At 55.1% G+C, this 18,250-nt stretch carries 18 protein-coding genes and 1 tRNA gene; 13 read left to right on the top strand and 6 right to left on the bottom strand.

The window, feature by feature from the left end; all coding sequences use genetic code 11:
- Positions 1 to 81: 81 nt before the first annotated feature.
- Positions 82 to 157: transfer RNA gene (locus HMPREF3178_RS09470), tRNA-Trp, on the top strand.
- Between the two features lie 82 nt (positions 158 to 239).
- On the opposite strand, the gene hdfR is transcribed toward HMPREF3178_RS09470, so the two are convergent.
- Complete coding sequence (gene hdfR, locus HMPREF3178_RS09465) at positions 240 to 1,061, bottom strand: HTH-type transcriptional regulator HdfR (protein ID WP_004107593.1); 822 nt, start codon at positions 1,059 to 1,061, stop codon at positions 240 to 242.
- Positions 1,062 to 1,179: 118 nt separating this feature from the next.
- On the opposite strand from hdfR, the gene HMPREF3178_RS09460 reads away from it, so the two are divergent.
- Complete coding sequence (locus tag HMPREF3178_RS09460) at positions 1,180 to 1,518, top strand: MaoP family protein (protein ID WP_004097464.1); 339 nt, start codon at positions 1,180 to 1,182, stop codon at positions 1,516 to 1,518.
- A 23-nt stretch (positions 1,519 to 1,541) separates the two neighbouring features.
- Here HMPREF3178_RS09460 and HMPREF3178_RS09455 read toward each other — a convergent pair whose 3' ends face one another.
- Positions 1,542 to 3,062, bottom strand: coding sequence for a YifB family Mg chelatase-like AAA ATPase (locus HMPREF3178_RS09455; protein WP_004116935.1), 1,521 nt, complete (start codon positions 3,060 to 3,062; stop codon positions 1,542 to 1,544).
- A gap of 350 nt (positions 3,063 to 3,412) precedes the next feature.
- On the opposite strand from HMPREF3178_RS09455, the gene ilvL reads away from it, so the two are divergent.
- The 6 genes from ilvL to ilvA all read left to right on the top strand — a co-directional run bounded on the left by ilvL (position 3,413) and on the right by ilvA (position 9,956).
- Complete coding sequence (ilvL, locus tag HMPREF3178_RS29790; protein ID WP_001311244.1) at positions 3,413 to 3,511, top strand: ilv operon leader peptide; 99 nt, start codon at positions 3,413 to 3,415, stop codon at positions 3,509 to 3,511.
- Between the two features lie 139 nt (positions 3,512 to 3,650).
- Positions 3,651 to 5,297 carry an acetolactate synthase 2 catalytic subunit gene (gene ilvG, locus HMPREF3178_RS09450; RefSeq protein ID WP_004107597.1) on the top strand — a complete coding sequence of 549 codons (1,647 nt, stop codon included), beginning with the start codon at positions 3,651 to 3,653 and terminating at the stop codon, positions 5,295 to 5,297.
- Positions 5,294 to 5,551 carry an acetolactate synthase 2 small subunit gene (ilvM, locus tag HMPREF3178_RS09445; protein WP_004107599.1) on the top strand — a complete coding sequence of 86 codons (258 nt, stop codon included), beginning with the start codon at positions 5,294 to 5,296 and terminating at the stop codon, positions 5,549 to 5,551. The genes ilvG and ilvM overlap by 4 nt, the downstream gene beginning before the upstream one ends.
- 16 nt (positions 5,552 to 5,567) lie before the next feature.
- Entirely contained in the window at positions 5,568 to 6,497 is a 930-nt protein-coding gene (gene ilvE, locus HMPREF3178_RS09440) for a branched-chain-amino-acid transaminase (protein ID WP_004107600.1), read from the top strand.
- A gap of 61 nt (positions 6,498 to 6,558) precedes the next feature.
- Positions 6,559 to 8,409, top strand: a complete 1,851-nt coding sequence (gene ilvD, locus HMPREF3178_RS09435; protein ID WP_004107602.1) for a dihydroxy-acid dehydratase — start codon at positions 6,559 to 6,561, stop codon at positions 8,407 to 8,409.
- Positions 8,410 to 8,411: 2 nt separating this feature from the next.
- A complete protein-coding gene (ilvA, locus tag HMPREF3178_RS09430; RefSeq protein ID WP_024274874.1) occupies positions 8,412 to 9,956 on the top strand; it encodes a threonine ammonia-lyase, biosynthetic in 1,545 nt (514 codons plus the stop codon).
- Positions 9,957 to 10,025: 69 nt separating this feature from the next.
- On the opposite strand, the gene HMPREF3178_RS09425 is transcribed toward ilvA, so the two are convergent.
- Together HMPREF3178_RS09425 and ilvY are read right to left on the bottom strand one after the other, a co-directional pair.
- Positions 10,026 to 10,415, bottom strand: coding sequence for a hypothetical protein (locus tag HMPREF3178_RS09425; protein WP_004107609.1), 390 nt, complete (start codon positions 10,413 to 10,415; stop codon positions 10,026 to 10,028).
- Positions 10,416 to 10,424: 9 nt separating this feature from the next.
- On the bottom strand, positions 10,425 to 11,315 hold the full coding sequence (gene ilvY / locus HMPREF3178_RS09420; RefSeq protein ID WP_004107613.1) for an HTH-type transcriptional activator IlvY: 891 nt from the start codon (positions 11,313 to 11,315) through the stop codon (positions 10,425 to 10,427).
- Between the two features lie 153 nt (positions 11,316 to 11,468).
- On the opposite strand from ilvY, the gene ilvC reads away from it, so the two are divergent.
- Positions 11,469 to 12,944, top strand: a complete 1,476-nt coding sequence (gene ilvC, locus HMPREF3178_RS09415; RefSeq protein ID WP_017145187.1) for a ketol-acid reductoisomerase — start codon at positions 11,469 to 11,471, stop codon at positions 12,942 to 12,944.
- A gap of 166 nt (positions 12,945 to 13,110) precedes the next feature.
- On the opposite strand, the gene ppiC (HMPREF3178_RS09410) is transcribed toward ilvC, so the two are convergent.
- A complete protein-coding gene (gene ppiC, locus HMPREF3178_RS09410; protein WP_004107616.1) occupies positions 13,111 to 13,392 on the bottom strand; it encodes a peptidylprolyl isomerase PpiC in 282 nt (93 codons plus the stop codon).
- 52 nt (positions 13,393 to 13,444) lie between these two features.
- Positions 13,445 to 13,726 carry a peptidylprolyl isomerase PpiC gene (gene ppiC / locus HMPREF3178_RS09405; protein WP_016808199.1) on the bottom strand — a complete coding sequence of 94 codons (282 nt, stop codon included), beginning with the start codon at positions 13,724 to 13,726 and terminating at the stop codon, positions 13,445 to 13,447.
- 193 nt (positions 13,727 to 13,919) lie between these two features.
- Here ppiC (HMPREF3178_RS09405) and HMPREF3178_RS09400 point away from each other — a divergent pair, with 193 nt between their 5' ends.
- From HMPREF3178_RS09400 to rep, 4 genes are all read left to right on the top strand, one after another.
- On the top strand, positions 13,920 to 14,624 hold the full coding sequence (locus HMPREF3178_RS09400) for a Crp/Fnr family transcriptional regulator (RefSeq protein ID WP_004107618.1): 705 nt from the start codon (positions 13,920 to 13,922) through the stop codon (positions 14,622 to 14,624).
- Positions 14,625 to 14,649: 25 nt separating this feature from the next.
- Positions 14,650 to 15,399 carry a nucleoside phosphorylase gene (locus tag HMPREF3178_RS09395; protein WP_004107619.1) on the top strand — a complete coding sequence of 250 codons (750 nt, stop codon included), beginning with the start codon at positions 14,650 to 14,652 and terminating at the stop codon, positions 15,397 to 15,399.
- Positions 15,399 to 16,127 (top strand): nicotinamide riboside transporter PnuC, encoded by a 729-nt coding sequence (gene pnuC / locus HMPREF3178_RS09390; RefSeq protein WP_017145186.1) that lies wholly within the window; start codon positions 15,399 to 15,401, stop codon positions 16,125 to 16,127. The genes HMPREF3178_RS09395 and pnuC overlap by 1 nt, the downstream gene beginning before the upstream one ends.
- 102 nt (positions 16,128 to 16,229) lie before the next feature.
- Positions 16,230 to 18,248 carry a DNA helicase Rep gene (gene rep, locus HMPREF3178_RS09385; RefSeq protein WP_004107621.1) on the top strand — a complete coding sequence of 673 codons (2,019 nt, stop codon included), beginning with the start codon at positions 16,230 to 16,232 and terminating at the stop codon, positions 18,246 to 18,248.
- The last annotated feature ends 2 nt before the right edge of the window (positions 18,249 to 18,250 follow it).

Below are 18,250 nucleotides of genomic sequence, written 5' to 3'. Positions count from 1 at the left end.
CGGGTTCGAGTCCCGTCCGTTCCGCCACTTATTAAAAAAATTAAGCCTGCTGATTAAGCAGGCTTAATGATAAGAAACTTTAGGGGCGTAGCTCAGTTGGTAGAGCACCGGTCTCCAAAACCGGGTGTCGCGAGTTCGAGTCTCTCCGCCCCTGCCATATAATAATCCTTTGCTCAGGCAAAGGATTTTTTTTGCTTTAAATTTCCCTTCGTTCATCCTCCGTCCCTGGAGGAGTCATCCTATCCTAATATGCTGTGCTTCAGGATCTCACGGATTTGCGCTTGCTTATCGCTGTTCTGTAGCCAAATCGCATAAAGAGGCCTTGAAAGCGTCACGCTGTCAGTGACAGTATGCAGGTTATTTTTTTCCTGCGCCCAGAGTACAGGCAACCACGTGCAGCCGTTAAGCGCGCTGAGCTGCTGATACGCTAATTCGGCAGAACTGGTAGTCAGGAGAGGAATATCATCATTTCCGATCAATCCCGCTTCATTTTGTTGAAAGTCAGGACCCCATTCCAGGCGCAAATAATTCAATTCATTTGTATTTTTAGCCGGCGAGGCGCAATAAAGCGCTAAGGTAAAATTACCCAGCAACTGGCTGCTTAGTTCATCCATCTTCGGCGATTCTGTCGTGATCAGTAGATCAAGCTGACGTTCGTGCAGCTGTTTGACCAACGATTGCCTCTGCGCGATTCGCGCCTCAAATTGTAGGTTATAGGGCTCTGTATAGAGCTTTCCTAACCACTCGTTAAGCAGGCATTCCCATAGCGAAGCGCTGGCTCCGATTGAAAATTCGTTATGCCGGGAGGCATTTGCGACCTCCTTGCGCGCAGCTTGCCAGGTGTTCATCAGGGTTTCGGCATAAGGCAGCAGTTTCTCTCCGGCTGAAGTCAGGCGGATATTATTGCGATGGCGGGTAAAAAGATTCACCCCCAGCTGGTTCTCCAGCTGACGAATACGAAAGCTAACTGCTGACTGCGTCAGATAAAGCGCCTCTGCGGCTCGGCCAAAGTGGCGAGTTCTGCTCACCTCGAGGAAAGTCTTGAGCAATTCCGTATCCACACTCTTCTCCGCAAAATTATTTGTCGTGATGATTTAAATGTTTTGTTTGACGCTCTGTCAAGCGTAACTAATACTCCGCGCCATAAATAGCTCGGCCAAAGAATCAGGAGCGTGTAGGATGGCGGAAAGCTTTACGACAACTAATCGTTTTTTCGACAATAAAAATTATCCGCGCGGGTTTTCCCGTCATGGAGATTTCACCATCAAAGAGGCGCAACTGCTGGAACGTCATGGTTATGCCTTTAATGAACTCGAACTAGGTAAACGCGAGCCTGTCACCGACGATGAAAAACAGTTTGTTTCGGTCTGCCGTGGTGAACGTGAGCCCGCAACGGAAGCAGAACGCGTCTGGATCAAGTACATGGCGCGCATTAAGCGTCCGAAGCGTTTCCATACTCTTTCCGGCGGCAAGCCGCAGGTGGAAGGCACGGAAGATTACACGGAAAGCGATGATTAAGAAAAAGGGCGTAAGCCCTTTTTTTACGTCATCATTTTTTGCAGATGGCTCAACATTCTGTCTATTGCCCGATAGCCAAGAGCCTCCTGCAAATGACGGCGTTCAATACGATCGACCTTCTCAATATCGGCAATCGTGCGTGAAACTTTAAGCAGGCGCTGCCAGGCCCGGATTGAGAGCCCCAGTTGCGTAAGCGTCTGCTCCAGCCAGATTGCGTCATCTTGATGAAGCTGGCACCAGATTTTCATCTCATTATTCCCCAGATTTGCATTGAGTTTTTTCTGTCGTGACAGTTGCCTTTCGTGCGCAGCCAAAACGCGTTGGCGTACGCAGGCGCTGCTCTCTTCTTCGTTTGTTCCCCGGCTAAGCACCCCCGGCGGCGGCAGAGGAATTTCCAGTGAGAGATCGAAACGGTCAAGAAATGGGCCAGATAAACGGGCCAGGTAGCGTAGCGTCTGTTCTGGAGATGCGCGATTATGCTGACCCTGATAGTGGCCCGTGGGGCTGGGATTCATTGCTGCAATAAGCTGAAAACGGGCGGGATAATCGATTTTCGCGCGCGTGCGGGAGATATGGATTACCCCGGATTCAATCGGTTCTCTTAATGCATCCAGAACCCTGCGTTCAAATTCGGGCAGCTCATCCAGGAACAGCACGCCATTATGAGCGAGAGAGATCTCTCCCGGTGTTGGAATAGAGCCGCCACCCACCATCGCAGCCAGGGACGCGCTATGATGCGGAGCTCGAAATGGCCTGCGGCGCCAGTTTTTCATCGCATAACTGGAATTGACCAGGCTAAGTATTGCCGCGCTTTCCAGCGCTTCCTGGTTACTCAGCGGCGGTAGTAGCCCAGGCAGCCGACTCGCAAGCATCGTTTTCCCTGTGCCGGGTGGGCCTATCATCAGCAGGTTATGTCCGCCTGCAGCGATAATTTCCAGCGCTCGCTTTCCTTGCTGCTGACCAATAACCTCGCGCAAGTCTAATGAAGACTCATCTGAGGTCTCCGCTTCCGGAATAGGATGATTTAGCGGGTTTTTTCCCTCCAGAAAGGCGCAGACCTCCTGAAGATGGGCGGCGATAAGACAGTCACTGCCGCCGATTAAACCCACCTCAGGAGAATTCTCATGAGAGACAATAATCTTTCTGCCCGCTCTTATCGCCTCCATCGCGCTGGATATAGCCCCAGGAACGCCACGTAGAGCGCCTGTAAGCGCCAGCTCGCCGACAAACTCGTACTGATTTAGCCTGGGAGCATTTAGCTGCTCAGAGGCCACCAGAAGCGCGAGAGCGATAGGTAAATCATATCTTCCCCCTTCTTTTGGCAAATCGGCTGGCGCCAGATTGATGGTGATTTTTTTCGCCGGCCAGGCGTAGCCGCTGTTGATAATCGCACTACGTACCCGGTCACGCGCTTCTCTGACCGTTGTTTCAGGCAACCCTACCATCGTCAGGCCAGGGAGTCCGTTGCTGATATGAACTTCAACTGTGATAAGGGGGGCGCCGATCCCAAGAGCGGCGCGGGTGTAAACAATGGCGAGTGACATAAAACCTCCTGAGAGCTGGCATTATGTCGGGGATTTTTTGTCGGGTAATTCAGCAATTTTAAATTTCAGGCGTTCGCTTCCAGCCAATTTTCCGTGAATTGCCGCTTTGCACTCGTTGCGGATACAGACTCGCAAAACATTGTTATCAGCCAGCGATGCGAGAAAAAGCTGTGGCGCTCGCCACAAATTGAAATATTTTCATTTCCTGTTTTTCCTATTAAAAACAATTGTTTTTTCGTAAATGGTTAGCAAGATAAGAAATAGGGTCATAAAAAAATCTTGTATTTAATGCGATGTCTGTGGTACCTCTTTAGGTATTCCTTCGAACATGAAGCCAGAAAGAACATAAAATGACAGCCCTTCTACGAGTGATTAGCCTGGTCGTGATTAGCGTGGTGGTGATTATTATCCCACCGTGCGGGGCTGCACTTGGACGAGGAAAGGCTTAAAAAACAAGCCTTAACGAACTAAGACCCCCGCACCGAAAGGTCCGGGGGTTTTTTTATAACTTAAAAACAGAAAAGAGGAGCAGATGATGGTTGGCAGCATAAAATTCTGTTTCTCTCGATCTACGACGGGGAAGTAACTATGAATGGGGCGCGGTGGGTGGTACATGCTTTGCGAGCACAGGGTGTCGATACTGTTTTTGGCTATCCGGGTGGCGCAATTATGCCGGTTTACGATGCATTGTATGACGGCGGCGTGGAACACTTACTGTGCCGGCATGAACAAGGCGCAGCCATGGCGGCTATCGGCTATGCCCGGGCTACTGGCAAAACCGGCGTATGTATTGCGACGTCAGGACCGGGCGCAACCAACCTGATTACCGGCCTCGCCGACGCGCTGTTGGATTCCGTTCCCGTCGTTGCCATCACCGGCCAGGTTGCCGCTCCGTTCATTGGTACTGATGCATTCCAGGAAGTGGATGTTCTCGGTTTATCGCTGGCATGCACTAAGCATAGTTTTCTGGTGCAGTCGCTGGAAGAGCTGCCGCGCGTCATTGCCGAAGCATTCCATGTGGCAAACTCAGGGCGCCCCGGCCCGGTACTGGTCGATATCCCCAAAGACATCCAGCTGGCTCAGGGCGATCTCGATCCGCATTTCTCCATGGTAGCCGATGACGTTGACTTCCCATATGCGGATATCGAATACGCTTTGCAGATGTTGACTCAGGCGCAGAAGCCGATGCTCTACGTTGGCGGCGGCGTGGGTATGGCGCAGGCGGTACCGGCGCTGCGTGAATTTCTTGCCGTCACGCAGATGCCGGCAACGTCTACCCTGAAAGGGCTGGGCGTGGTGGCAGCTGATTATCCATACTATCTGGGCATGCTGGGGATGCATGGAACTAAAGCGGCCAATCTGGCGGTGCAGGAGTGCGATCTGTTGATTGCCGTAGGCGCTCGCTTTGACGATCGCGTGACCGGCAAGCTGAATACGTTCGCCCCGCACGCCAAAGTTATCCATATGGATATCGATCCGGCAGAACTGAACAAGCTCCGTCAGGCGCATATTGGCCTGACTGGCGACTTGAACGTGATGCTGCCGGCGTTGCAACAGCCGCTGTCCATCGACGCCTGGCGTCAACGTAATGCTCAGCTGCGCGCCGAGCACGCGTGGCGCTACGATCATCCGGGCGAGGCCATCTATGCTCCATTGCTGCTGAAGCAGCTTTCCGAGCGCAAACCAGCAGATTGCGTCGTGACCACCGATGTGGGCCAGCATCAGATGTGGTCAGCGCAGCATATGACCTATACGCGTCCGGAGAATTTCATCACTTCCAGTGGATTAGGGACCATGGGCTTTGGCCTGCCGGCAGCAGTGGGCGCGCAGGTGGCCCGTCCTGATGATACGGTAATCTGTATCTCCGGTGACGGCTCCTTCATGATGAACGTGCAGGAGCTGGGCACCGTAAAACGCAAGCAGTTGCCGCTGAAGATAGTGTTACTGGATAACCAGCGTTTAGGAATGGTTCGACAATGGCAGCAGCTGTTTTTCCAGGAACGTTATAGCGAAACCACCCTTACCGATAATCCCGATTTTCTTACTCTGGCCAGCGCCTTCGGCATTCCTGGTCAACACATCACCCGTAAAGACCAGGTTGAAGCGGCACTCGACACCATGCTTTCGAGCCAGGGGCCTTACCTGCTTCATGTCTCAATCGACGAACTTGAGAACGTCTGGCCGTTGGTGCCGCCCGGTGCCAGTAATGCAGAAATGCTGGAGAAATTATCATGATGCAACATCAGGTCGCCTTGCAGGCTCGCTTTAATCCAGAAACCTTAGAACGCGTGCTGCGCGTCGTGCGTCATCGCGGGTTCCAGATTTGCGCGATGAATATGGAAACCGCCGCCGATGCCCGGAATATTAATATCGAACTGACCGTTGCCAGCCAGCGGCCCGTCGAATTACTGTTTAGTCAATTAAGCAAACTGGTGGACGTCGCCTGCGTCGAGATCCAGCAACCTACATCACAACAAATTCGCGCCTGAGCGCAAAGGAAGAATAATGACGACGAAAAAAGCTGATTACATTTGGTTCAATGGCGAGATGGTTCCGTGGGGAGAGGCGAAAGTTCACGTGATGTCCCATGCGCTGCACTACGGGACTTCCGTATTTGAAGGCATCCGTTGCTACGACTCTCACAAGGGGCCGGTTGTGTTCCGTCACCGTGAACATATGCAGCGTCTGCATGACTCAGCCAAAATTTATCGTTTCCCGGTTTCGCAAAGCGTTGATGAGCTGATGGAAGCCTGCCGTGAAGTCATTCGTAAAAACAATCTGACCAGCGCCTATATTCGCCCGTTAGTTTTTGTCGGCGACGTGGGCATGGGCGTCAACCCGCCTCCGGGCTATAACACTGACGTGATCATCGCGGCGTTCCCGTGGGGCGCCTACCTGGGTGCCGAAGCTCTGGATCAGGGGATCGATGCGATGGTTTCTTCCTGGAATCGCGCAGCGCCGAACACCATTCCGACCGCGGCCAAAGCCGGCGGTAACTATCTTTCTTCGCTGCTGGTCGGCAGCGAAGCGCGTCGTCATGGCTATCAGGAAGGTATCGCGCTGGACGTGAACGGCTATATCTCTGAAGGCGCCGGTGAAAACCTTTTTGAAGTGAAGGATGGCGTGCTGTTTACCCCGCCGTTCACCTCCTCCGCGCTGCCGGGCATCACCCGCGACGCGATCATCAAACTGGCGAAAGAGCTGGGTCTGGAAGTGCGCGAACAGGTATTGTCTCGCGAGTCGCTGTATCTGGCCGACGAAGTATTTATGTCCGGCACGGCTGCAGAGATTACGCCGGTGCGCAGCGTTGATGGTATTCAGGTGGGCGAAGGTCGCTGCGGCCCGGTCACCAAACGCATTCAGCAAGCATTCTTTGGCCTCTTCACCGGTGAAACCGAGGATAAATGGGGCTGGTTGGATCAGGTTAATAACTAAGTATAAAAAGATGGGGCGGCACGCAACGCCCCATTTAACAGACACTGGGAGTAACTAAAGCATGCCTAAGTACCGTTCCGCCACAACCACTCACGGCCGTAATATGGCGGGTGCCCGCGCGCTGTGGCGCGCCACTGGAATGACCGACGATGATTTCGGTAAGCCGATTATCGCCGTGGTGAACTCTTTCACCCAGTTCGTGCCGGGGCACGTTCACCTGCGCGATCTCGGCAAGCTGGTTGCTGAGCAAATTGAAGCCGCTGGCGGCGTCGCTAAAGAATTCAACACCATTGCGGTGGATGACGGGATCGCGATGGGGCACGGGGGTATGCTTTATTCACTGCCATCCCGCGAACTGATCGCTGACTCGGTGGAGTACATGGTTAACGCCCACTGTGCTGATGCGATGGTCTGTATCTCCAACTGCGATAAAATCACTCCCGGGATGTTAATGGCGTCTCTGCGCCTGAATATTCCGGTAATTTTTGTTTCCGGCGGCCCTATGGAAGCCGGGAAAACCAAACTGTCCGATCAAATCATTAAACTCGACCTGGTCGATGCGATGATTCAGGGCGCTGACCCGAAAGTCTCTGACGATCAGAGTAATCAGGTTGAACGTTCCGCTTGCCCGACCTGCGGTTCCTGTTCCGGGATGTTCACCGCCAACTCCATGAACTGCCTGACCGAAGCGCTGGGCCTGTCGCAGCCGGGTAACGGCTCGCTGCTGGCGACTCACGCCGATCGTAAACAGCTGTTCCTCAATGCGGGTTCGCGTATCGTCGAGCTGACTAAGCGTTACTACGAGCAGGACGACGCTTCTGCGCTGCCGCGTAATATCGCCAGCAAAGCGGCGTTTGAAAACGCCATGACGCTGGATATCGCCATGGGCGGTTCCACCAATACCGTCCTGCATCTGCTGGCGGCAGCGCAGGAGGCGGAAATCGACTTCACCATGAGCGATATCGATAAGCTTTCACGCAAAGTACCGCAGCTGTGTAAGGTGGCGCCAAGTACGCAGAAATATCATATGGAAGACGTGCACCGCGCGGGCGGCGTATTGGGTATTTTAGGCGAGCTGGATCGTGCCGGACTGCTGAACCGCGATGTGAAGAACGTGCTCGGTTTGACCCTGCCGCAGACGCTGGAGCAGTACGATATCACCGTCACGCAGGATGAAGCGGTTAAAAAGATGTTCCGCGCCGGGCCTGCGGGTATCCGCACGACGCAGGCTTTCTCTCAGGATTGCCGCTGGGACAGCCTGGATGACGATCGCGCAGAAGGCTGTATCCGCTCGCTGGAACACGCTTATAGCAAGGACGGCGGTCTGGCCGTTCTGTACGGCAACTTTGCCGAAAATGGCTGCATCGTGAAAACTGCCGGCGTAGACGATAGCATCCTGAAATTCACCGGCCCGGCTAAGGTATACGAAAGCCAGGACGCGGCCGTGGATGCCATCCTCGGTGGTAAAGTGGTTGCGGGTGATGTGGTGGTTATTCGCTATGAAGGTCCGAAAGGCGGACCGGGGATGCAGGAAATGCTCTATCCGACCACCTTCCTGAAATCCATGGGGCTGGGTAAAGCCTGCGCGCTGATTACCGATGGTCGCTTCTCCGGCGGCACTTCAGGCCTCTCCATCGGTCACGTTTCTCCGGAAGCCGCCAGCGGCGGCAATATCGCGATCATTGAAGATGGCGACATGATCGCCATTGATATCCCAAATCGCGGTATTCAGCTGCAGCTGAGCGATGCTGAGATCGCGGCGCGCCGTGAAGCTCAGGAAGCACGCGGTGATAAAGCCTGGACGCCGAAAGATCGCGAGCGTCAGGTTTCCTTTGCCCTTCGCGCCTACGCCAGCCTGGCAACCAGCGCCGACAAAGGCGCGGTGCGCGATAAATCGAAACTTGGGGGTTAATGATGGCCGAGTCGCAACCCCTGTCCGCCGCCCCTGAGGGGGCGGAATACCTCAGAGCCGTACTGCGCGCGCCGGTATACGAAGCCGCGCAGATTACGCCGCTGCAAAAAATGGAAAAGCTCTCGTCGCGCCTCGATAACGTTGTGCTGGTGAAGCGTGAAGATCGTCAGCCGGTGCACAGCTTTAAGCTGCGCGGGGCGTACGCGATGATGGCCGGGCTGACGGAAGAGCAAAAATCGCACGGCGTGATCACCGCTTCGGCGGGTAATCATGCGCAGGGCGTGGCTTTCTCCGCCTCTCGCCTGGGCGTGAAGGCGCTGATCGTCATGCCAACCGCCACCGCGGATATCAAGGTCGATGCGGTGCGCGGCTTCGGTGGTGAAGTGCTGCTGCACGGCGCGAACTTCGATGAAGCCAAAGCCAAAGCTATTGAGCTGGCGCAGCAGCAGGGATTCACCTGGGTACCGCCTTTCGACCATCCGATGGTGATTGCCGGGCAGGGGACGCTGGCGCTGGAGCTGCTGCAGCAGGATGCCCATATCGACCGCGTATTCGTACCGGTTGGCGGCGGAGGTCTCGCGGCGGGCGTGGCGGTGCTGATCAAACAGCTCATGCCGCAGATTAAGGTCATTGCGGTTGAAGCCGAGGATTCTGCCTGTCTGAAAGCCGCCCTGGATGCGGGCCATCCGGTTGATTTACCCCGTGTGGGGCTGTTTGCCGAAGGCGTGGCGGTTAAACGTATCGGTGATGAGACTTTCCGTCTCTGTCAGGAGTATCTCGACGACATCGTCACCGTTGATAGCGATGCCATCTGCGCGGCGATGAAAGACCTGTTTGAAGACGTGCGTGCGGTAGCAGAACCTTCCGGCGCGCTGGCGCTGGCGGGAATGAAAAAATATATCGCTCAGCATAATATTCGCGGCGAACGCCTGGCGCACGTGCTTTCCGGTGCGAACGTCAACTTCCACGGTCTGCGCTACGTTTCCGAACGCTGCGAACTGGGAGAACAGCGTGAAGCGCTGCTGGCGGTCACCATTCCTGAAGAGAAGGGCAGCTTCCTCAAGTTCTGCCAGCTGCTGGGTGGCCGGTCGGTGACCGAGTTTAACTACCGCTTCGCCGATGCAAAGAATGCCTGCATTTTTGTCGGTGTGCGCCTGAGTCGCGGTCTGGAAGAGCGGAAAGAGATCCTCAATCTGCTGCATGAAGGGGGCTACAGCGTGGTGGATCTCTCCGACGACGAAATGGCCAAGCTACACGTACGCTACATGGTCGGCGGGCGACCTTCTCAGCCGCTGCAGGAACGTTTGTTCAGCTTCGAGTTCCCGGAATCGCCCGGCGCCCTGCTGAAATTCCTGCATACGCTGGGTACCCACTGGAACATTTCACTGTTCCACTACCGCAGTCACGGTACCGATTATGGCCGCGTGCTGGCGGCATTCGAACTGGGCGATCACGAGCCTGATTTTGAAACCCGCCTGCATGAGCTGGGCTACGACTGCCACGATGAAACCCATAACCCGGCGTTCCGGTTCTTCCTGGCGGGGTAGTTATTATGATGACCGGAAGAAACCGCCTCTTCCGGTCATCTGTCAGAATGACATAAATGGCAGCATGGGTTACTTCATCACCGTCCCACGTACATACTTATCCAGCTTGTCCGATTCATAAAAGTTCATGCATTGCGCCAGCACGTTATTGGCAGTCTGAGCATGGTCAGGGTGTAATGACATCGTTAGCCGATCAAAATCTTTCGTCTCTTTGGCGACGAACGTCTGAAATGCCTTCCACACGCCGGCATTATCCAGGGCGTATCTCTCAATCATAAATGACGCATCCTGCGACGGGGCCGATCGCGCGCCTTCAGGCGTTCGGGCTTTGTAATTCGCCACCAGGCATTGCTGAAGCGCCAGATGTTTGATATCCAGCACGGTAATGCCCTTCGGTTTTGCCTGGACGGTACAACATAACACCATGGCAATGGTTAATAGCAACGTCCCTGAACGCATGTTATCTCCTTATTTTGTTTGAACGATTTCCCAGAACGCATTAATCAGCGGTTCATGCAGTCGCTTTTTGGGCGCGCAGACGCCCAGCTCAAAAGGGGTTTTTTCGTCGCTACGCTCCAGAATCATTACGCGATTGCGCACCGGCTCCGGGCTATTTTCCAGCACCACTTCCGGCAGCAGCGCGACGCCGCAGCCGAGCGCCACCATGGATACCATGGCTTCATGTCCGCCCACCGTCGCGTAAATTGATGGATTACTGATTTTATGGCGACGAAACCACAGCTCAATGCGGCGGCGCACGGGGCCCTGGTCGGCCATGATAAAGGGTACCGTTGCCCAGTCAGGCTTCTCCACCGAGACCTGGTTGCGAACCGGACAAGGCAGCGCCGGGGCGATTAGCACCACCGCCAGATTTTCCAGCATTGCGAAGGCCACCGCGCCGGGAAGCGTTTCTGGCTTACCGGCTATCGCCAGATCGGCTTCACCCGTCACCACTTTCTCCATCGCATCGGCGGCATCGCCGGTGGTGAGCTTAATTTCCACCGAAGGATGCTCGGCGCGAAAGCGATCGAGTATGGGAGGCAGGTGGCTGTAGGCGGCGGTTACCGAGCAGAAGATATGCAGCTCGCCCGACAGCGACGGCCCTTGCTGATCGATAGTGTGGCGCAGCTGCTGATACTGCAGCAGCGTCTGCTGGGCAAACGTTCGTAGCTCTTCTCCCGCTTCGGTAAGCGTTACCGTGCGGTTATCGCGGACAAACAGCGGCTGCCCGAGGTCTTCTTCCAGGCGCTGAATCTGCCGGGACAGTGTGGAAGGGCTGACGTGCATTGCCCGCGCGCTGCGGCCAAAATGGCGGCTTTCCGCCAGATGCAGGAAGGTTTTTAGATCGCGTAAATCCACCGGCGGCACTCCACGATTTTACATTGCAGAAATTGCAACGTGACGTTGTGAATATATCAATTTCCGCAATAAATTTCCTGTTGTAATGTGGGTACATTCTCGCTGAACCGCGAACCGAACAAAATAAGACACACAACATCACGAGGTATCACCATGGCTAACTACTTTAATACACTGAACCTGCGCCAGCAGCTGGCGCAGCTGGGCAAATGTCGCTTTATGAGTCGCGACGAATTCGCCGATGGCGCAAGCTACCTTCAGGGTAAAAAAGTGGTCATCGTCGGCTGTGGCGCTCAGGGTCTGAACCAGGGCCTGAACATGCGCGACTCCGGTCTCGATATCTCCTATGCGCTGCGTAAAGAAGCGATCGCCGAGAAGCGCGCATCGTGGCGTAAAGCGACCGAAAACGGCTTCAAAGTGGGTACCTACGAAGAGCTGATCCCGCAGGCTGACCTGGTGGTTAACCTGACGCCGGACAAGCAGCACTCTGACGTTGTGCGTTCCGTTCAGCCGCTGATGAAAGATGGCGCGGCGCTGGGCTACTCTCACGGTTTCAACATCGTGGAAGTGGGTGAGCAGATCCGTAAGGATATCACCGTTGTGATGGTAGCGCCGAAGTGTCCGGGTACCGAAGTGCGCGAAGAGTACAAACGTGGTTTTGGCGTACCGACTCTGATCGCGGTTCACCCGGAAAACGATCCGAAAAGCGAAGGCATGGCCATCGCTAAAGCCTGGGCTGCGGCCACCGGCGGTCACCGTGCGGGCGTTCTGGAGTCTTCCTTCGTGGCGGAAGTGAAATCCGACCTGATGGGCGAGCAGACCATTCTGTGCGGTATGCTGCAGGCTGGCTCTCTGCTGTGCTTCGACAAGCTGGTGGAAGAAGGTACCGACCCGGCATACGCTGAGAAACTGATTCAGTTCGGCTGGGAAACCATCACCGAAGCGCTGAAGCAGGGCGGTATCACCCTGATGATGGATCGCCTGTCTAACCCGGCTAAGCTGCGTGCTTATGCGCTGTCCGAACAGCTGAAAGAGATTATGGCGCCGCTGTTCCAGAAACATATGGATGACATCATCTCCGGTGAATTCTCCTCCGGTATGATGGCTGACTGGGCCAACGACGATAAAAAACTGCTGACCTGGCGTGAAGAGACCGGTAAAACCGCGTTCGAAACCGCGCCGCAGTTTGAAGGTAAAATCGGCGAGCAGGAGTACTTCGATAAAGGCGTTCTGATGATCGCGATGGTGAAAGCAGGCGTTGAGCTGGCGTTCGAAACCATGGTCGATTCCGGCATCATCGAAGAGTCCGCTTACTATGAATCGCTGCACGAGCTGCCGCTGATCGCCAACACCATCGCCCGTAAGCGCCTGTACGAAATGAACGTGGTTATCTCCGATACCGCAGAATACGGTAACTACCTGTTCTCTTACGCTTGCGTACCGCTGCTGAAAGAGTTCATGACTACCCTGCAGACCGGCGACCTGGGCAAAGCGATTGCCGAAGGCGCGGTAGATAACGCTCAGCTGCGCGACGTGAACGAAGCTATTCGCAGCCACGCTATCGAGCAGGTTGGTAAGAAACTGCGCGGCTATATGACCGATATGAAACGTATTGCGGTAGCGGGCTAATTCCCCGTCGCCTTTCAACTTGCAGATGCGTTGGCTGCGTTCGTACACCCCATCACATAGTTATCTATGCTCCTGGGGCTGTACTCACTTGCCGCCTTCCTGCAAGCTGAAATCCTTAGGGGAAAGCTGTGAGATAAAAAACCGGTGCAAATAAGACACCGGTTTTTTATTTGCGGTACAGCACCTTGATGATGTGATAACCAAACTGAGTGTGCAGCGGGCCGGTTGGCTCCAGCTCCGGGCAGGAGAAGACGACTTTATCAAACGCCGGCACCATCTGACCCTGGCGGAATTCACCTAAATCGCCGCCGCGTTTGCCTGACGGGCAGATCGAGTGCTTCTTCGCCAGTTTGCCGAAATCGGCGCCGTTTTTAATTTGCTCCAGAAGATCCAGTGCCAGCTTCTCTTCTTTAACCAGGATATGCAGTGCTGCTGCCGTTTTTGCCATGATCGTACCTTGAGTGAATGGGGGATAAATCAGGGCGCAATAGTAGCATGGGCTAGCGGCGATAGAGCACCTTAATGATGTGGTAGCCGAACTTGGTTTTGACCGGTCCATATGGCTTGAGCAGCGGGCAGCTGAAGACCGCTTTATCAAACGGCCCGACCATAACGCCTTGATTAAACTCCCCAAGATCGCCGCCGTTGCGTCCTGATGGACATTTCGAATAGCGCTTTGCCAGGTGATCGAAGCTGACGCCACGTTCCAGTTTGGCGAGGATCTCGTGCGCCAGTTTCTCTTCTTTAACCAGGATGTGCAGGGCTGCTGCGCTTTTTGCCATTATGGTGTTCTCAGTCGCAAAGATATCCCGTTACTTTACCACCCGCTTTAGCCGTGGACCTATACTCTTCGCCATCGCGGGACAGATGTCTCGCCTGATAAACGGAAGCGGGAGATGAGCAACACTTTTATCCGGCGTATTCCCTCTGGTCGGGGACAGCCGTCCTGTCCTTATAGTCCTGGAGCGAGATAACATGGATACAATGAAAAAACCTGAATTTTCAGTTGGCTGGCTTTCGGGGCTGAGTGAGATCGTGAGCGATCCACAGCTCTATGAATTACTAAAATATTGTCCCCTCGAGATCATGCAGCGCTGGCGCTTCGAAGAGATCCCGCGCGGCGATTTTATCTGTCGACAGGGGGAGGTGTGTCAGCGCTTTTCGCTGATTATCGCCGGTGAGGTGGATGTTTTCTACGAGGCTGAAGATGGGCGCCGCTATCGCCAGGCCCGCTACCGAAAAGGCGATATGGTGGGCGAGCTCGAGATATTTGAGTCGCGTCAGTATATCTGCTCGGTGGCGGCGGTGGGGCATGTGCAGCTTCTCAGCCTGTCACAGGAATATTTCTGCCGCTGGCTGGCGTTAGATAACCATTTTAACCAGCGGATGCTGCGCTTCTTTAGCCAGCAATATTACCAGCTGTCGAAAAAGGCCAGCAGCGACAATCTTTATTCGTTGCATCAGCGGGTGTGCCAGGCCCTATGGCTGCGTTATCAGCAGGATGGCGCCAATGAAATCTTGCTGGATAAGCAGAATCTCAGCCAGGAATTTGCGGCGACGACCCGCAGTATTAACCGTATTTTGCATGATCTGAAAGCGCTACAAATTATTGATACCGATGGTGAACGCATTGTGTTGTTAGCTCCTGAAAAACTTAAACAGGAGGCTGATATCGGATAACCGCAAGAGTGAAGGAGGCGCGAGTATGTCGCTGCAACCCCATATCCAGTTAAACAAAGAGATGACCGGCGCGCGGTACGCGCTGCTGCCGGGCGACCCCCAGAGGGTCGACCGTATCGTCAGTTTTCTTGATAATCCCGAGCCGCTCGGTCAGAACCGGGAGTTTCGCGCCGCACGCGGCTGGTACCAGGGCGTGGAAATTTTGGTGCTCTCCACCGGAATTGGCGGCCCCTCCACTGCGATCGCCATTGAAGAGCTGCGCCAGATCGGCGTTACGACCCTGATTCGTATCGGCAGCTGCGGCGCCCTGCAGGATAATCTTGCGCTCGGCGACGTAATTATCGCCCACGGCGCGGTTATGGATGACGGCACCAGCCGAACCTATGCGCCGGCAGGCTATCCGGCCTGCGCCGACCCGCAGCTGACCTGGGAGCTGATGGCGCAGGCGCGGCAAATGAATATCCCCGCCGCGTGCGGACTGGTGCGCAGCCATGACAGTTTTTATACCGATCGCGAGGCGGAGCTGGATGCACAGTGGTCGGCGCTTGGCATTCTGGGGGCGGATATGGAAAGCGCCGCCCTGATGACCATCGGCGCGCTGCGCGGGTTACGTACAGCCTCATTGCTCAACGTAGTGGTTGCCCACAACGGTTGCCTGGATAGCAGTATCAATGATTATGTTCAGCAGGAGGCTCTGTGCCAGCAGGGCGAAGAACGGCAAATTACTCTGGCGCTGCGCGCCATTTATTCCGCTAGCCAGCAAGGAGGTTTATGATGGACTTTTTTAGCATTAACAATGTGATGGTCAATATTCCTCTCGGCGAAGGCGGCTATGCGCTATCGTGGATTGAAGCCATCGGTACCGTATTCGGCCTGCTGTGCATCTGGTGCGCAAGCCGGGAAAAAATCATCAATTATCTGTTTGGCCTGATTAACGTCACGCTGTTTGCGGCCATTTTCTTCCAGATTCAGCTCTATGCCAGCCTGCTGCTGCAGGTATTTTTCTTCGCCGCCAACATTTACGGCTGGTACGCATGGAGCCGGCAAAACGAGGCGCAGGAAGCTACGCTCAAGGTTCGCTGGCTTTCCCGTCAGCAAACGCTGGCGCTGGGCGCCGTTTGCGCGGTGGCGATCGTGCTGATGACGCTGTTTATCGATCCGGTGTTTGCGATGCTGACCCGCATCATGATTGCCCTGCTGCAAACGTTCGGCATGCAGGTGGCGATGCCCGACCTCCAGCCCGACGCCTTCCCGTTCTGGGATTCCACCATGCTGGTGTTGTCAATTGCCGCCATGGTACTGATGACGCGTAAGTTTGTCGAAAACTGGCTGCTGTGGGTCGTTATCGACGTGATTAGCGTGGTTATCTACGCGGTACAGGGCGTTTACGCAATGTCGCTTGAGTATGTTCTGCTGACGGCTATCGCGGTCATGGGCTCATACAGCTGGATCAAGAGCGCGCAGCGTAATGGCTATGCGCCGCTTGCCGCCGCCGGATCCTGATTTAGCGATTTACAGGCTGCCTGAAAGGGCAGCCTGTTGCTCTCTGTGCCCCTCTTTCTGCTACAATCCCCACCCCGTTCGAAGATTGAGCAAAAGACTCCCATGCGTTTAAACCCTGGCCAACAACAAGCCGTCGAATTCGTTACCGGACCGTGCCTGGTGCTGGCGGGTGCCGGTTCCGGTAAGACCCGCGTTATTACCAATAAAATCGCCCACCTGATCCGCGGCTGCGGCTATCAGGCGCGCCATATTGCGGCAGTCACCTTTACCAATAAGGCGGCGCGCGAAATGAAAGAGCGCGTCGGGCAAACGCTGGGGCGCAAAGAGGCGCGCGGGCTGATGATTTCCACCTTCCACACGCTGGGGCTGGACATTATCAAGCGCGAATACGCCGCGTTAGGGATGAAATCAAACTTCTCGCTGTTCGACGATACCGACCAGGTCGCGCTGTTAAAAGAGCTCACCGAGGGGCTGATCGAAGACGATAAAGTGGTGCTTCAGCAGCTGATCTCCACGATCTCCAACTGGAAAAACGATCTGAAAACACCTTCTCAGGCCGCCGCCGGCGCGAAGGGGGAGCGGGAGCGGATCTTCGCTCACTGCTACGGCCTGTACGATGCGCACATGAAAGCCTGCAACGTACTCGATTTCGACGATCTGATCCTCCTGCCAACGCTGCTGCTGCAGCGTAACGAAGAGGTGCGGGAACGCTGGCAGAATAAGATCCGTTATCTGCTGGTGGATGAATACCAGGACACCAATACCAGCCAGTACGAGCTGGTAAAACTGCTGGTGGGACAGCGGGCGCGCTTTACCGTGGTCGGCGATGACGATCAGTCGATCTACTCCTGGCGCGGCGCGCGGCCGCAGAATCTGGTACTGCTAAGCCAGGATTTCCCGGCGCTGCAGGTGATCAAGCTGGAGCAAAACTATCGCTCATCAGGGCGCATCCTGAAGGCGGCGAACATCCTGATCGCCAATAATCCGCACGTTTTCGAGAAGCGCCTGTTTTCCGAACTGGGCTATGGCGTAGAGCTGAAGGTGCTCTCCGCCAATAACGAAGACCATGAGGCGGAGCGCGTTGCCGGTGAACTCATCGCTCATCACTTTATTAATAAAACCGCCTATAAGGATTACGCGATCTTGTATCGCGGCAACCATCAGTCGCGGGTTTTTGAAAAGATGCTGATGCAGAACCGTATCCCGTACAAAATTTCCGGCGGCACGTCGTTCTTTTCCCGCCCGGAAATTAAAGACCTGCTGGCCTATCTGCGCGTGCTGACTAACCCTGATGATGACAGCGCCTTCATGCGTATCGTCAATACGCCAAAGCGCGAGATCGGTTCGGCGACCCTGAAAAAGCTGGGCGAATGGGCGATGGGACGCAATAAAAGCATGTTTACCGCCAGCTTCGATATGGGTTTGACCCAGACGCTGAGCGGACGCGGCTACGAGTCTTTGACCCGCTTCACCCACTGGCTGCGTGAGATTCAACAGCTTTCCGAGCGCGAGCCGATTGCGGCTGTCCGCGATCTGATCCGCGGCGTGGATTATGAATCCTGGCTTTATGAGACCTCGCCCAGCCCGAAAGCCGCCGAGATGCGGATGAAAAACGTCAATACGCTGTTCACGTGGATGACCGAAATGCTCGAAGGCAGCGAGATCGATGAACCCATGACGCTTACCCAGGTCGTTACCCGCTTTACCCTCCGCGACATGATGGAGCGCGGCGAGTCGGATGAGGAGACGGATCAGGTGCAACTAATGACGCTTCACGCGTCAAAGGGGCTGGAGTTTCCCTACGTCTATCTGGTTGGTATGGAAGAGGGGCTGCTGCCGCACCAGAGCAGCATTGATGAAGACAACGTCGATGAAGAGCGTCGCCTTGCCTACGTTGGTATCACCCGCGCGCAGAAAGAGCTGACTTTTACCCTGTGCAAAGAGCGCCGTCAGTACGGCGAACTCGTGCGGCCGGAGCCGAGCCGTTTTCTGCTGGAACTGCCGCAGGATGATCTGATTTGGGAGCAGGAGCGCAAAGTTATTTCGCCGGAAGAGCGCATGCATAAAGGGCAAGCGAACGTCGCCAACATCCGGGCGATGCTGGCGAAAGCACGTAAATAGCG

The sequence above is a fragment of the Klebsiella sp. HMSC09D12 genome (assembly GCF_001808475.1).
GTDB lineage: Bacteria > Pseudomonadota > Gammaproteobacteria > Enterobacterales > Enterobacteriaceae > Klebsiella > Klebsiella oxytoca.
The sequence above is the reverse complement of the archived record's forward strand: the minus strand, read 5'-3'. Positions and strand labels throughout refer to the sequence as shown.